Origin of the sequence: Pseudomonas sp. NPDC087336 (assembly GCF_044744285.1) — a bacterium.
Taxonomy (GTDB): domain Bacteria; phylum Pseudomonadota; class Gammaproteobacteria; order Pseudomonadales; family Pseudomonadaceae; genus Aquipseudomonas.
On record NZ_JBIUYA010000023.1, the window covers coordinates 98,691 to 113,043 of the forward strand.

12 protein-coding genes and 1 pseudogene are annotated in these 14,353 nt (G+C 57.3%); 9 read left to right on the forward strand and 4 right to left on the reverse strand.

Going from position 1 to position 14,353, the window contains the following annotated elements:
* Positions 1 to 35 precede the first annotated feature (35 nt).
* Complete coding sequence (locus tag ACIO0C_RS21975) at positions 36 to 1,331, forward strand: outer membrane protein transport protein (protein ID WP_401315192.1); 1,296 nt, start codon at positions 36 to 38, stop codon at positions 1,329 to 1,331.
* Between the two features lie 579 nt (positions 1,332 to 1,910).
* On the opposite strand, the gene ACIO0C_RS21980 is transcribed toward ACIO0C_RS21975, so the two are convergent.
* Together ACIO0C_RS21980 and ACIO0C_RS21985 are read right to left on the reverse strand one after the other, a co-directional pair.
* On the reverse strand, positions 1,911 to 3,494 hold the full coding sequence (locus tag ACIO0C_RS21980; RefSeq protein ID WP_401315193.1) for a GMC family oxidoreductase: 1,584 nt from the start codon (positions 3,492 to 3,494) through the stop codon (positions 1,911 to 1,913).
* Positions 3,495 to 3,520: 26 nt separating this feature from the next.
* Positions 3,521 to 4,294 (reverse strand): alpha/beta fold hydrolase, encoded by a 774-nt coding sequence (locus ACIO0C_RS21985; protein WP_401315195.1) that lies wholly within the window; start codon positions 4,292 to 4,294, stop codon positions 3,521 to 3,523.
* A gap of 88 nt (positions 4,295 to 4,382) precedes the next feature.
* Here ACIO0C_RS21985 and ACIO0C_RS21990 point away from each other — a divergent pair, with 88 nt between their 5' ends.
* Entirely contained in the window at positions 4,383 to 5,822 is a 1,440-nt protein-coding gene (locus ACIO0C_RS21990; protein ID WP_401315196.1) for an HD domain-containing phosphohydrolase, read from the forward strand.
* A 23-nt stretch (positions 5,823 to 5,845) separates the two neighbouring features.
* On the opposite strand, the gene ACIO0C_RS21995 is transcribed toward ACIO0C_RS21990, so the two are convergent.
* Positions 5,846 to 6,763, reverse strand: a complete 918-nt coding sequence (locus ACIO0C_RS21995; RefSeq protein WP_401315198.1) for a LysR family transcriptional regulator — start codon at positions 6,761 to 6,763, stop codon at positions 5,846 to 5,848.
* 256 nt (positions 6,764 to 7,019) lie between these two features.
* On the opposite strand from ACIO0C_RS21995, the pseudogene ACIO0C_RS22000 reads away from it, so the two are divergent.
* From ACIO0C_RS22000 to ACIO0C_RS22025, 6 genes and pseudogenes are all read left to right on the forward strand, one after another.
* Positions 7,020 to 7,217, forward strand: a pseudogene (locus ACIO0C_RS22000) (response regulator transcription factor); the annotation flags it as partial.
* Between the two features lie 92 nt (positions 7,218 to 7,309).
* Positions 7,310 to 7,642: a nuclear transport factor 2 family protein gene (locus ACIO0C_RS22005; RefSeq protein WP_401315200.1), complete on the forward strand. Its 333-nt coding sequence runs from the start codon at positions 7,310 to 7,312 to the stop codon at positions 7,640 to 7,642.
* A complete protein-coding gene (locus ACIO0C_RS22010; protein ID WP_401315202.1) occupies positions 7,636 to 8,412 on the forward strand; it encodes an SDR family oxidoreductase in 777 nt (258 codons plus the stop codon). Before ACIO0C_RS22005 ends, ACIO0C_RS22010 begins: the two co-directional genes overlap by 7 nt.
* A 205-nt stretch (positions 8,413 to 8,617) precedes the next feature.
* Positions 8,618 to 9,256 carry a DUF2459 domain-containing protein gene (locus ACIO0C_RS22015; RefSeq protein ID WP_401315203.1) on the forward strand — a complete coding sequence of 213 codons (639 nt, stop codon included), beginning with the start codon at positions 8,618 to 8,620 and terminating at the stop codon, positions 9,254 to 9,256.
* A 423-nt stretch (positions 9,257 to 9,679) separates the two neighbouring features.
* A complete protein-coding gene (locus ACIO0C_RS22020; protein WP_401315204.1) occupies positions 9,680 to 10,126 on the forward strand; it encodes a hypothetical protein in 447 nt (148 codons plus the stop codon).
* Between the two features lie 281 nt (positions 10,127 to 10,407).
* Positions 10,408 to 12,120 (forward strand): arylsulfatase, encoded by a 1,713-nt coding sequence (locus tag ACIO0C_RS22025; protein ID WP_401315205.1) that lies wholly within the window; start codon positions 10,408 to 10,410, stop codon positions 12,118 to 12,120.
* A 74-nt stretch (positions 12,121 to 12,194) separates the two neighbouring features.
* Here the strand turns inward: ACIO0C_RS22025 and ACIO0C_RS22030 are convergent, their stop codons facing one another.
* A complete protein-coding gene (locus ACIO0C_RS22030; RefSeq protein ID WP_401315206.1) occupies positions 12,195 to 12,854 on the reverse strand; it encodes a MarC family protein in 660 nt (219 codons plus the stop codon).
* Between the two features lie 264 nt (positions 12,855 to 13,118).
* On the opposite strand from ACIO0C_RS22030, the gene ACIO0C_RS22035 reads away from it, so the two are divergent.
* A complete protein-coding gene (locus tag ACIO0C_RS22035) occupies positions 13,119 to 14,195 on the forward strand; it encodes an HAD family hydrolase (RefSeq protein ID WP_401315208.1) in 1,077 nt (358 codons plus the stop codon).
* Positions 14,196 to 14,353: the final 158 nt, after the last annotated feature.

The window sequence follows — 14,353 nt, forward strand, 5'->3', positions numbered from 1 at the left end:
TGCAGTCAACAAAAACAATAAACAAGAGGTGGAAAATGAAACTGAATAGCCGCGTGATCCCGTGTCTCTGGATCAAGTTCAGCAGTGCCATTGCACTACTTGGCGCCTCCACCATTGCAAGCGCCAATGGCATTGCCCTGAACGAACAAAGTGCAAGCAGTGCGGGAACTGCCTATGCGGGAAGGTCGTCTTCCGCGCTGGACGCCAGCACCATCTTTGGAAACCCTGCAGGCTTGACCAGGTTGAAGCGTAGTGAGATTTCCGGCGGAGCCGCGGTCGTTTCGGTGAGCGACGACATCAGTGACGCGCACAGCAGTGCCCCAGGAACGAATGAGGGGGACTCGGTACCGTTGGGGGTTGTGCCCTTCGCCTATATGTCGACGCCACTTGATGATCGTTTTTCGATTGGTTTGGGCCTTTATGCTCCGAGTGGTCTGATCAATGATTACGAGGGCTCTTTTCAGGGCCGCTACCATGGTTCCTATAGCACGACCAAGGAAGTAACCCTGCAGCCCACCATTGCCTGGCGGATCAATGACTACGTGTCCATTGGTGGCGGACCAACCATAAACCGTTTCAATGCAAAACTTCAGAATTACCTGGCCACCGGTGCCTTGAACAACGGCGAGGACACACTGGTCACCATCAAAGGCGATGACACGGCACTTGGCTACAACGTCGGCATCCTGATTGATTTTAATGAGGCTACCAGTTGGGGGATTAACTATCACTCGAAGGTGGACTATGAACTCGAAGGGCATACAGAGGTTTCCGGCTCTCCGAGCGTTATCCCGCTGGACGGAAAGTATGACAACAAGATAAACCTCACAATGCCCGAATCGGTGGACACGTCCATCACCCATCATTTCAATAGTCGCTGGACGGGATACCTGGGGACCACCTGGAAGCGTTGGAGCCGAATCCAGAAGGTTGAGGCAGTCAACAGCGGTCTTTCCCCCATGGGGCAGGCGGCTGGCTTGGGACATGTGATCGAAGAAATGAACTGGCGCGACACCTGGAGCACTGCAGTGGGCGCATCCTATCAATTGAACCAGCAATGGCTGCTGCGTGCAGGCTACGCCTATGATCCGTCGCCAATCAGGAATGCCGATCGCAGCGTGCGCATACCGGTTGGGAATCGCCAAGCCGTGACCTTGGGTGGCGCTTATTCGCCGAGTTCCGATCTGACGATAGACTTTGCTTATGGTTACCTCTGGGATTCCAAAGTCTCGGTAAAACAGTCGAACAACTCCGGTCTTCAACCGGAGTACAGTGCCAACTACGACAATAGCGCGAACGGGTTTTCGGTGCAGGTAACCTATCGGTACTAATCGATTTGACCCAGAGCATTTCCTCTGCGAACTGATTGAGTAGTTTTTTCAGCACCCATAATTGAACCTGCTGTGGGGGCTTTTTACAGCGGGCGGACGCTACGCGTTCCACGGCGTTAGTAGCCATGCCCAATCGAGGCGCTTTACCAAGCTCCTTGCTGTCGGTGCACTCTCCACAAGAGAGTCTCTGCTTTATCTCTGCGCCTGTCTGAAGTTCGTCGCTATCCGTGGCGATTGGGAAGACCCCGAACTCGCGTTTCGCGGGTTCGGGACGGCGCCACCGAATTAAGCAAATCAAAGTCGGGAGTTGTTCGGTTGCTATATCGTTACGATTTACTTAAGTGAATGGCAGCTTTTGGCCGATTCTGTTGAAAAAGTCGGCCATGTTTCCACTGCAGAAAAGTACGCGCTTGAGATTGAAATCTTTATTGTGAGCGGAGGATTCCGGTCTCGGATTTCGTAGCTGCGCGAAAAAAAAAAGGCATTTTCAGCAGTCAGTACGAGCGCTGTCTGGAAGTACCGACTTTTTCAACACAATCGGCCAATATCTGCCAGTGAGCCAGGGGTTTGTCAGTATTCTCACGAACTACCGTCCGGCGCTGTGGCCGCAGCGATTACTCCGTGCGCGGAGAGGATGAGATCTGCTGCTCGTTCGCCGATGACGATGCACGGCGCCATCGTATTGCCAATGGTAATTCGCGGCATGATCGAGGCATCCGCAATGCGCAGCTTATCGATCCCATACACACGCAGTTGATGGTCGACCACTGACATTGCATCTCGGCCCATTTTAGCGGTGCAGCACTGGTGCCAGTAAGTCACGGCAGAGTTGCGGATGAACTGCTCCATAGCGCGATGTTCTTTCGGCCCGGGCACAACTTCGCGTTTGACCGGCCCATTGAAGGCTTCGCTGTTACCGAGTGCCCTGCACAGCTCGATCGACGCATACGCCGCTTTCATATCCTCGGGCGCACTCAGGGAGTTCGGCTCAATGAGTGGGGCATTCAGTGGCCCGGCGCCCGACAGGCGCAAGCGTCCTCGACTGGCAGGCCTGGCCAGCCCTGCGAACATTGTCCAGCCATGTTGTGGCGGCTCAATTGCGACCTCAGGCGGAGACGGCACCGCAAACGCCAGCTGACACTGCAACAGGTCCGGGACTTCCAGGCGACTGTCGCTTTTCCAGTACAAAGTGGTTTCGCACCCGCCGCTACCGACTGCCTGGGGTTGCATGTACTCCCACGTACAGCCAAAGGCCAGATGGTCCTGTAGATTCTCGCCCACGCCGGGGAGGTGATTGATCGGTGCAATGCCGTGGTTTCGCAGTTCGTCTTCCGGGCCGATTCCCGATTGCATGAGCACTTTGGGTGTTTGCACCGCGCCCATGGACAGGATGACCTCGGCTGCGGCATGGAAGCACTGCCGTTCGCCTGCGATCACCACCTCCACACCGACTGCCCGTGTACCGACAAGCAATACGCGGGTCACCAGTGCTCCTGTCAGAACCGTCAAGTTTGGATAGTGCAACCGTGGCCTGATGTAGGAGTCGTAAACGGATTCGCGCTTGCCCTGCTTAATGCGCAGTTCGGTAATGGCGACCCCGCCCGGGCCTTCCATCATTTCGCCATTGGGACTGTCGAATCTGGGGATACCCAGACGGCTGGCCGCCTCCAGCGTTGCCCAAGCGAGGGGCTGAGGTATGGCCGGCTGTTCCACATGCACCGGACCACCTGAACCACGCCGAGTGGCATCAGGGCTGCCTTGCCAGTTCTCGATCCGGCGGTAGTAATTGAGTACGGAGTCGTAGCCCCAGGCCAGGTCGCCGGACTCGGCAGCGAAATGGTCCCAATCGGAGCGGTGCCCTCGCGACCAGACCATCACATTGATGCTGGAGCCACCGCCGAGTCCCTTACCCATGCTCAGGGGGAGCCGTCGACCATTGAGGTGTGGATTGGATTGCCCCTCGAATGCCCAGTCGCGCTTTGAACCGAGATTCATCGGCCATAGCGCCGGTTCGGCAACCTCGGGGCCCGAGTACCCTTCGCCAGCCTCAATCAGCAAGACGCGTGCGCTTTTCTGATCGGCAAGACGGGCAGCGACCACGCAGCCCGCCGTACCTGCACCACATACAATGAAGTCATGGTGTTGATCATGTAGATTTTTCATGCGCCCGCTCCGTATCGATGCAGCGATCACTGCTCGCCAACGCTGTGCACTGCCTTGAGAATCACTGCGGCGACCTCAGCGGGCTGCGACTGCTGGGGAACATGGCTGGTGTGCACCTCTGAAAGGGTGGCACCGATACGCTTGGCGGCAGAGCGCTGGACGTCGGGGTGAATCATCCGGTCTTCTGTGGCGAGCAGATACCAGGACGGTTTGGCCTTCCAGGACGACACGGTCGTTTTATCTTCGAAGGCAGATGCCTTGATGGGACCTTGAGTGGCGGTCATGACGGCTGTTTGAGCTGCCGGGAGATCCTGGGCGAAATCCTTGGCCATGCCTTCAGGCGTCAAGTAGAGGAAGCCGTTGCCGTCTGCCTTGATCTGACTGATGCCAGGGGGCGTGGGCGCGCCTTTACCTTGTTCGCCGCTGGTTTGCCCCGCCTCTGGCGCGAAGGCGGCGACATATACCAGCGCGCTGACCTTCTGGTCGCTACCGGCCTCGGTAATCACAGTGCCGCCCCAAGAATGCCCGACAAGAACTACCTTGCCCTGCTGGTTGCTCAACGCGCGGCGCGTAGCGGCAACATCGTCGGCAAGCGAGGTGAGCGGGTTTTGCACGACCGTAACGGCCACTCCTTTGGCCTGAAGCAGTGGCACCACTTTGGCCCAGTCGGAGCCGTCGGCGAACGCGCCGTGTACGATCACCACGGAAGGCGTTGTATCCTGCGCGTGGCTGGCGCTTGCGATGAAGGTACCGGCGAGTGCGAAGGCGACGGTAGCGACTTTCGATTTGAATGTTTTCATTGGATGAGCTCCTGTTCGGGAGTTCAAATTCTGCTGACTGGCCTGCGTTGAGGGCATCGGTCAATTATCCGACCCCGGGACATTTTTCATGGATAGTGCGTTGCAACTGGACATCTCCCTCAACGGGGCACTGGCGACGATTGCCCAGATCGGTGATCTCAGCATGGGCCAACCACTCGGTCATTCCCGGCGCGTTGCCGCACTGGCGCGGATGCTGGCGCAGGCCCGGCATGGCGACGGTGAGCACTTGAAGGTAGCGGAGCAGGTTGCCTTGCTGCGCTGGTCCGGTTGCACCGCCAATGCCGAAGGCTTTGCGGACCTTCTGGGCGACGACGTCGATGGCCGCCGCGCGATGCTCGACTTGACGCTGGGCAATGAGCAAATGAACGCGGTGCATCAGGCGACCCCGCTTGCCGTCGTGCACTGTGAGGTATCAGGAGCAATCGCCAAAACGCTCCAGCTCGGTGCCGCCGTCGAGGCGGGTTTGTGTCGCGTGTTCGAAACCTACGACGGCACCGGACGGCCGCTGGGTCTGACCCATGAGCACATTCCAGACGTCGCCTATCAGGTAGTACTGGCAGGCGATCTGGATATTCTCAGTCGCGCACACGGCCTGGGCGCGGCGCTACGCTGGATCAGAGAGCAGTCGGATCGGCGCTATCCAGCGTCGCTTGTATCGTTGCTTCTGGAGAACGCAAAGGACTGGCTGGCGAATTTGGAAACGCTTTCGAAAACGGTTGACCACGCGCCTGAGCAGCGTTGCGTCTCACTGACGCTGGTGGGAGACATAATCGACTTGAAGCTCCCTTGGTTGGCAGGGCATTCGCGACAGGTAGCGCATGTCGCCGTGGAAGCTGCACGCCTGTGGGGGCTGCGTGAACCCATTTTGACAGAAATTGGCAAAGCCGCGTTCATCTACGGTCTCGGCCGGGCAGCCGTTTCGAACCACCTTTGGAATACCGCAGGGACGCTGCCATACGGCGCTTCGGAGCGGGTGCGCCTTGTACCTTACTGGACGCAACAAGCCCTCAGACCTTTCACTGAACTGGCCGTACCCGCCGAGATTGCAACCCATGCTTATGAGCGGCTCAACGGCAGTGGCTATTTTCGAGGCGTGGCGGGTGATGCGCTGTGTGCCGAATATCGCCTGTTCGCCACGTCGGTCGCCTGGGTCGCGCTAAGGGAAGCCAGGCCATGGCGGCCGGCCCACGGCGAAGCGGATTCAGCCAGGTTACTCAAACACGATGCTGACCGTGGTTTGTTCGACAACGATGTTTGCGAAGCAGTCATTGCCGCCGCAGGTGGCGAGCGTCGGATGCGTCAACCGAAGGCTTCGATACTGACGACTCGCGAATGCCGCATCCTGCTGGAGATCAGCCGTGGCGCCAGCAACAAGCGGGTGGCGCAGTTGCTGGACATCAGTCCGAGCACGGTTCGTACGCACATGGAAAGCATCTTTCGCAAACTGGATTGCTCCACCCGGGCAGCCGCCACCTTGAAGGGGCTGACACTGGGATTGATTGCCTGAGCCTCGTCCGGGCTACGCCTGAATCATGCGAGCCCGTCCTGATCGGCTTGATGGGCGCGTGCCAGGTCGATGAATGCCTTGGCTGCCGCAGAGGGGTTGCGGCGGTTCGGGTAGTACAGGCACAGCTTGTCTCTGGGCGGTGTCCATTCTTCGAGAACCCGCACGAACTGTCCGGCGCGGATTTCGTGGTGAACGTCCTGTTCCATGAAAAAGCCGAGCCCCACGCCTTCCTGCACCGCCACCTTGACCACACTAGGTTCATCCAGCGTAAGCGGCCCGCTCACATCGAGACGCGTCACTTCTGCGTCTCGCTCGAAATACCACGGGAAAATCCCCCCATTCGGTAGTCGGACGCGAATGCACCGATGCTGGAGCAGCTCGGATGGAGTTCGCGGTTTGCCGTGTTTTTCAAAGTACGCCTGCGAACCGACCACGGCGTACCTTTGTGGCGGGCCGAGGGGGATCACAATCATGTCGTTCGGAACGAGACTTTCCGAGCGCACGCCGAAATCGAAGCAGTCAGCAACGATGTCCACCAGACGACCTTCGGTGACGACGTCGATGTGTATTTTCAAATGATGCTGCAAGAACTCCATCACCAAGGGCATGAGCGCTGATCGGGCAGCGCTGGCAAACGCATTGAAGCGCAGCGTGCCCGAGGGCCCGGCATTATGCGATCGCACGGCATCGAGTGCGGCACGCAAATCCTGCAAGGCGGGCCCCACCTGTTCGAGAAATATCCTGCCCGCTTCTGTGATGGCCACGCTACGGGTAGTGCGATTGAACAACCGCGATTCGAGGCGGGCTTCCAGTTGCGCAATGGTATTGCTCAACGCGGTGGTGGAGATGTGGAGATCGATCGCGGCTTGCCGAAACGACCCCCTGCGGGCGACCGCTATAACTGCGTCCAGCTCGCTAAGGCCAAAACGGTCGTGTGACATGGATTATCCTGAATTTCGGGATTGGTCATAAAGGTTTGTCCCAGTTGAACAAACTATCCGTCAGGCAGCAATATCGCTGCAGGGAATCCATCCAGGAGATCAGCGAATGAGCCTTCAGCCTGTCAGCAGCGTCGAGACGTACTTTGACATCGTCAGCGGAAGCGATCTGGTTGCTGCTGAATACTCGCCACCTCAAGCAAGTAATGCGTCGCTGAGGCTGGCTGTGCAGGGCGAGCAGCAGATTCAGCGGCCGGGTGGGCTTTTACTCACTGGGCGCGAGCGTCGCATTCTCAGGGAGATCAGCGATGGCGCCAACAACAAGAAAGTGGCGAGGTTACTGGAAATAAGCCCGAGCACCGTTCGCACGCACGTGGAAAGTATCTTCCGAAAACTAGAATGCTCGACCCGAGCGGCGGCCACCTTCAAGGCAGCGAAACTGGGATTGATCTCCTGATGCTCGACCGGGATTGAGGCCTCATTGCATCAGGCTCGCTTAAAAAAGCGCCCAAGATCGCTTCATACAACCAGATTCAGGAGAACGAAAACATGACCCTCCAGCTTCCCGACGTCGTGCAGACGTACTTTGCGGTCAGCAATGGTGGCGATGCAGCACAATTTTCTAGCTGCTTCTGCTCTGACGCCACGGTATGCGATGAGAGAAAAACATACGAAGGAATCGCTGATATCAAAGCCTGGCAACAGGATGCCCGCAAGGCCTTCAACTATCAGGTCAATCCAATCCAAGCCTTGCAAGGACAGAGCAGACTGACGGTCATTGCGAACCTTGTCGGGAATTTCCCCGGTAGCCCGGTTCAACTGAGTCACGCCTTCACGCTGGAAGGCGGTCGAATCCGTTCCCTGGAGATCACGCCATGCTGAATCTAGGTTTGACTGGCAAGCGGGTCCTGGTCACAGGTGGCACCAAAGGCATCGGCAAGGCTGTCGTCGAGTTGCTACTGGCCGAGGGCGCGAAGGTGATTACTTCAGCCAGGCAAGTAGACGTTGAACTGTCGGGCGCTCTTCTGATTGCGGCTGATCTTTCGACCCGGGAAGGTTGTGATGTGCTGATCGCCGCGATCCAGGAGCGGTTAGGCGGCGTAGACATAATGATCCACGTCCTCGGTGGTTCGTCGGCACCTGGCGGCGGTTTTGCCGCTCTGGACGAGGAGCACTGGCAACGAGAGCTCAGCCTCAACCTATTGCCGGCGGTGCGCCTTGATCGCGCTCTGCTCCCGGGAATGCTGGAGCGCAAGGAAGGGGTTGTCATCCACGTCACCTCCATCCAGAGTCGGCTGCCACTGCCGGAATCTACAACAGCCTACGCGGCGGCCAAGGCAGCGCTTTCGACATACAGCAAAAGTTTATCGAAAGAGGTTTCGCCCAAAGGCATTCGAGTAGTGCGGGTTTCGCCGGGCTGGGTTGAAACCGAAGCGTCGGTCGCATTAGCCGAGCGACTCGCGCAGGAGGCAGGTACTGACTATCAAGGAGGTAAGGACATAATCATGAAAGCACTTGGAGGTATCCCGCTCGGACGCCCATCGGCGCCCTCCGAAGTTGCTGACCTGATCTGTTTCTTGGCTTCACCGCGAGCAGCATCTATCACGGGAAGTGAGTTCGTGATTGATGGCGGAACAGTACCAACGGTTTAGCCAACTGTTTGCAGGGAAGGCGAAAACTAGTGACCCTATCGGCCATCGTGTCGACGCTTCTTGCCGATTTCTGCCTGCCGCGATTGCCCATGGATGCCTGCTTGATGGTGCGAGCCAGCTTCTATGCTTGAATACAGCACCCACCCCTGCCGGGGTTTTCCACGTTCGTTAGCGAGTCGCCAAACCCTTGTGCATGCGCATTGTAGTGCTGGCCCTGATCCTGACGCTGTTCGGCTGCGCTACCGCGTCGGACCCGCCGAGGGGCGAGGGTGGCGATTGGCGGTCCTTCTATGTAGTGAATCATGGCCTGCATACCGGGTTGGCAATTGCGCGTCCCGATCTACTTCAGGTGCTTCCCGCACTGGCCGAAGCGTTCGGCGACGGCGACTTCATTGAGTTCGGCTGGGGTGACGAGGACTTTTACCGAGCCCCACAGGCCACCTTGAGCCTCGCACTGCGAGCCTTGTTCGGGTCGACGGCAACCGTGCTGCATGCGGTCAAGATTGACGGGAACCCCAGGCGGCGTTTCGCCGCAAGCGAGGTCATCGAGGTGCGGGTGACGGAGGACGGCTACCGGCGACTGCTCGCGTTCGTGGCCGGGACCTTCACCCACTCAGCGACGGGCACCTTGGCGGTGCTCGGGCCTGGCCTGTATGGAGAGAGCCGGTTTTACCAGGCCGAGGGTAGCTATTCGCTGTTTTATACCTGCAATACCTGGGTCGCAGAGGCGCTGGCCGCGAGCGGCTGCCCAATGTCGCCTGCAGCTGTGATTACGGCAGGAAACGTCATGTCGCAGTTACGCCGGGCGACAGCGGGTGGTGCATCCTGCCTGGTTACCTGCTAATCCGCGCTGACGATGGGGGGGCATTTCAACCTTGTGTCGAATGATACTAACGCGCAAATGACCGCGTCTGGCTGTCAGGAGGGGCAGCAGTCGACCCAAAGGAGACACTCGCCAACCTCTGTTTTGGCGAAAGCAGTCTAGAAACCGGATCCTTCAGTCACACCACGTTCGTTCAACAAGACACGAGATCACTGAGTAACTACAGCCAGCTTACCTGTTATGACTGCGCCACGTTGGAGGGCTACCCGTCTCAGCGTTTGCACCAGGGCAGATGACACTGTAAGCGTTTCTTCTATTTTTTTGCCGGATCGCCGGGTGACGGTGCGAGGTTGTCCAATGCGGATTTATTGAGGTACAGCCCATTTATTTATGAGCTATACCCAATGTTCCCCCATGCACTTCTTCCACTTCTGGAGGTTGTTTATGAATACCCGCATCGTCCCGTTAGCGCTTCTCGTGGCAAGTCTGTTCGGTTGCAGTACCGCTTCAAACCACTCCATGAATTTGCCTCTGGCGGCCACCCACGCCAATGTCGGACATACCGGCAACGCCACGTTGACCCCGGAGGGCAATCAAACCAACTTTGATTTCTTTATCTCGGGTGTTCCGGACGGAACGATTCTGCCCCCGCGCATTTACACCTTCATCAATAAAGGCAGTTGCCAGCAACCCGGGCCAGTGGCTTACGCGATGAACGATAAGGTCAATACAAAAGACGAAGCCGGATCCAACGGTTGGAGCTTTTACCGAAATGCGCCTATCGCAACATCAGAGTTGCTTTCTGGGCAATATTCCGTCGTCGTACGAACTTCACCCGAGGACGGCAACGTCGATATCTTTTGCGGCGATGTCGCCCAGGCAAAGCGGTGAAATGACCTGACGCCTGTAGGACGCGCCTTTGCGGCCGGCACTTGGTAAATGCGCGTCTATACTCACTCTCCTGTTAGTGGTAGGGGCTGAATAGGCTATGTAAAAGGCAAGAGCCACAAGCCATTACGGTCAAAGCTCAATTTATTAAGAGTCCCACACGAAAGGCGGATGACCGTCGGTATAGGGATTGGGGTAGTTGCAGTTTTTGAGCCTTGAGAGATGAGAGCACGACGTATCCGAGACGGGTATTTCTGTGAATCAACTGCTAGAGGATCAAATACATGAAGCTCAGAAAACTTGTACTGACGGGATTGGCGTTGAGCAGTCTGGCAGCAGGAGCCAGCCTGTCGACAGTGATTCAAGCTGCCGATCAGAAACCCAATATCGTATTCATCATGGCCGACGACATCGGCTGGATGCAGCCGAGCATCTATCACCAGGGTCTGGCGGTCGGTGAGACGCCGAACATCGATCGCATCGCCCAGGAAGGTGCGAAGTTCATGACCTACTATGCCGAGCAGAGTTGCACGGCAGGGCGTAACGCTTTCTTTACCGGGATGCACCCGCTGCGTACCGGGATGATTCCGCCGCAACTGCCCGGCAGCCCGTCCTGGCTGCGCCCTGGTACACCCGCACTGTCCAAGTTTCTGCTGGACCTGGGTTACACCACGGGTGAGTTCGGCAAGAACCACCTCGGCGACAACTTTGAAGCACTGCCGACATCCCATGGTTTCCAGGAGTTCTGGGGTTACCTCTATCACCTCGACGCGATGCAGGGCGTGAGTTTTGTCGACATCAACAAGACGCCGCAAGTGCAGGGCATCGCACCACCGTGCAAGGCCACACCGATCAATGGGCTGCCGGACGCTCCCGGCGCCATCGATCCGCGGGAAGGCACCTGCCTGACGCCACCTCGTCCGGTCATGTCATGCGTTTCCAGCGACGGAACGCAGAAGAACACCACGTGCAAGGACGAAGGTCCGCTGACGCTGGAACGCTCGAAGTCTGTGGATGAAGAAATCTCCGCCAAGGTCATCGACTTCCTCGACCGCAACGATCCGAAGAAAACCAACAAACCTTTCTTCGTCTGGTACAACCCGGCGCGCATGCACATCACCACGGTGCTGCCACCCAAGTACGACGCGATGGTCGGTGAGCCCGGTGGAAAAGACTGGGGCACCAACGAAGCCGGCATGAAGCAACTCGATGACAACATTGGTTATGTCCTGAAGAAACTCGAGGACATGGGCCAGTTGGATAACACCATCGTCGTGTTCACCACCGATAACGGTGCGGAAACCATTACCTTTCCAGACGGCGGCACAACTCCGTTCAAGGGCGGCAAGTTGACCACTTGGGAGGGTGGCATGCGCGCGCCACTGGTCATTCGCTGGCCCGGGAAAATCAAACCTGGCACCGTCCTGACTGACATCTTTGCCTCACTCGACTGGGTACCGACGCTGGTCAATATCGCTGGTGGCAAGAAGGGCAATGAACTCAACGAGCAAATCATGGCGGGCAGCTACCCAGGCATCGTCAAGACCAAGCTCGATGGGGTGGACCAGACTGACTACCTGACGGGTAAAACCGACAAATCGGCGCGCGATACATTCTTCTACTACACCGGCTCGCAACCTTCGGCGGTGCGCTACAAGAACTGGAAGATGTACTACACCATGGTGCCGGATACCGCGACAGGCGGGTTGTATGGCGCGACCACGTTCCACTGGACCCAGCTGCTCAACCTCAAGCGCGACCCGTTTGAAACAACGGTCGGCGCTGACGCGAAGTCCATTACCGGTTATGGCGGAGCCTTGGGTTCCCCTGGCAATGCCTATGTCTACAACTGGAACATGTTGCCGATCGGGCAGTTGCTCTGGGAGAAGGAACTGATGTCATACAAGGACTTCCCGCCCATGCAGGCGCCGGAAACCTACAACCTGGACGGCATTCTCAAAGCCATGCGGCAGAACGGTCATAACGGACACGATTAACATCGTGGCGGGTTAGTTGTCCTAAACGACGGGGCGCCCCAAACAGGCGCCCGTTCTGCATGAGCTTTGCAGTCCTACTTTATTACACCGTTGAGCAACACCCCATACGACTGGAGAAATTCCACCGTCCCGTGAAAGATCAGGCCGACGCCCATCGCCGAAACGAAGAAACCGACGATGCGCGTCGCGGCATCGATCCCTTGCGGGCCAATCTTTTTGAGGATGGTGTTGGCGTAGGCCAGCGAGAGGTAAGTGACCAGCATGGTGGCGCAGATCGCCAGCGCAACGACGGCGAAGGACAGTACGGCGCGGTCGGAGTCTTTAATGGTGCTGGTCAGGCCAATCACCGTGGCAATGGCGCCGGGGCCGAACATGATCGGCATGGCCATGGGGATGAAGGATACGTCCTCGTCGCCTTTGCCACCGCTTGGAATCAGGCTGCTGTTGGGTGAGGGCGCAAAAAGCTCGAAGCCGATCCGCATCAGGATCACCCCGCCGACCACCCGAATCATACTCAGCGGAACTTCAAACAAACGCAGCAGCAGGTTGCCGAAGATCAAAAAGAAAAACATCAACAGCAACGCATAAAGACAGGCTTTTCGCGCCACGCGGCGTTGTTCGGCAGTGTCCTTGTTCTGCAGCAAACCCAGGAATACCGGAATGGCCTCCAGTGGGTTGATGATTGCCAGCAGGGTAGTGAACATGCCGAAGAACAGGGTGAAGTAGGCGTTCATGGATGATCTGCCCAAGCGCGTGGTTGACCGACTTACCTTATTGGGTATAGCTGATTACCCCGTATTGCATTTTTCGAGACGTACTTCTTAGAAATCCTCCATGCCGTGCCGGGCCTTCATCGAGCAAAACCTTCTACGAGCGCGGAAATAGCAAGTATTCCCACACCCACTACACTGAATTCCCAACTGACTGCTGTCGTCATCGCCTGAGTGAGCAGCCATGTAACCACCGACGATCAACCAGATCCCTCATAGGTAGACATCATGGTATTCATGAGCTTGGTGCAGCGTATTTGGAACTCCCTTGCCTCTTCGAACCGTTCTTGCTCTTACCTCAAGCGACGTTATGGTGCGCCCCTTGTAATTGGTATGAGTCTGATCGCGTCAACGGCGGTGTTCGCTGCTGACCCTTTAGCGTCCTGGAATGAAGGGCCGGCCAAGCAAGCCATTGTAGAGTTCGTCAAAGCGACCACCCAGCAAGGCGGTGCTCAGTACGTATCGCCGGCTGAGCGTATCGCAACCTTTGACCAGGACGGCACCCTGTGGGTCGAGCACCCAGCCTACGGTCAATTGTTCTATTGCCTGAGTCGCGTGCCGGCCGCCGTCGAGGCCAAACCCGAGTTGGCTCAGGTTGAGCCCTTCAAAACGGTGCTGTCAGGTGATCGTGCCAGCATGGCGAAACTGACTCTCGATGACTATCTGAAAATCGCCATGGTAACTCTCAGCGGCATGCCCACGGATGAGTTCAAGCAACAGGTTAACGCTTGGCTGGCGAACGCCAAAGACCCACGCTGGAAGCGCCCCTTTACCGAGCTGACATACCAGCCGATGAAGGAAGTCATGCAATACCTGCGTGACAATGGCTACAAAATTTACATCGTCACCGGCGGAGGGCAGGACTTCGTTCGCGCCTATGCCGAAGAGATCTATGGTGTTCCTCCCGAACAGGTAGTTGGCAGTGCCGGGGCCACCGATTATGGCTATGACAAAAGCGGCAAGCCGCAGTTGATCAAGCAGCCCAAAATATTGCTCAACGACAACGATGCCGGTAAGCCAGAGAATATTTACTTACTGGTCGGGCGTCAGCCCTACGCCGCTTTCGGCAATTCCACCGGTGACAAGCAAATGCTGGAGTACACCAAGGCCGGCAAGGGGGCGCGATTGGCAATGCTAGTGCTGCACGACGACGCCGAACGTGAGTACGCCTATGGCCCGGCGCAAGGACTGCCAGACACTAAGGTAGGCACCTTCACCGAATCGTTATATACCCAAGCGACAAATGAAGGCTGGACTGTGATCAGCATGAAAAAGGACTGGAAGAAGATTTTTGCATTCGAGTGAAATGCAGCGGTGATTGAATTCCGCTTGCCAAAAGCAGCCTCTCTTGGGGGGCTGCTTTTGGCCGATTGTGTTGAAAAAGTCGGTACTTCCAGACTGCCCGCGTACTGACTGCTCAAAATGCCTTTTTTGCGCGCAGCTACGCGAAATCTGAGCCCGGA

Coding starts and splice junctions, on each gene's coding strand:
- ACIO0C_RS21975 (WP_401315192.1), top strand. CDS start 36: ATGAAACTGAATAGCCGCGTGATCCCGTGTCTCTGGATCAAGTTCAGC.
- ACIO0C_RS21980 (WP_401315193.1), bottom strand. CDS start 3,494: ATGAAAAATCTACATGATCAACACCATGACTTCATTGTATGTGGTGCA.
- ACIO0C_RS21985 (WP_401315195.1), bottom strand. CDS start 4,294: ATGAAAACATTCAAATCGAAAGTCGCTACCGTCGCCTTCGCACTCGCC.
- ACIO0C_RS21990 (WP_401315196.1), top strand. CDS start 4,383: ATGGATAGTGCGTTGCAACTGGACATCTCCCTCAACGGGGCACTGGCG.
- ACIO0C_RS21995 (WP_401315198.1), bottom strand. CDS start 6,763: ATGTCACACGACCGTTTTGGCCTTAGCGAGCTGGACGCAGTTATAGCG.
- ACIO0C_RS22005 (WP_401315200.1), top strand. CDS start 7,310: ATGACCCTCCAGCTTCCCGACGTCGTGCAGACGTACTTTGCGGTCAGC.
- ACIO0C_RS22010 (WP_401315202.1), top strand. CDS start 7,636: ATGCTGAATCTAGGTTTGACTGGCAAGCGGGTCCTGGTCACAGGTGGC.
- ACIO0C_RS22020 (WP_401315204.1), top strand. CDS start 9,680: ATGAATACCCGCATCGTCCCGTTAGCGCTTCTCGTGGCAAGTCTGTTC.
- ACIO0C_RS22025 (WP_401315205.1), top strand. CDS start 10,408: ATGAAGCTCAGAAAACTTGTACTGACGGGATTGGCGTTGAGCAGTCTG.
- ACIO0C_RS22030 (WP_401315206.1), bottom strand. CDS start 12,854: ATGAACGCCTACTTCACCCTGTTCTTCGGCATGTTCACTACCCTGCTG.
- ACIO0C_RS22035 (WP_401315208.1), top strand. CDS start 13,119: ATGGTATTCATGAGCTTGGTGCAGCGTATTTGGAACTCCCTTGCCTCT.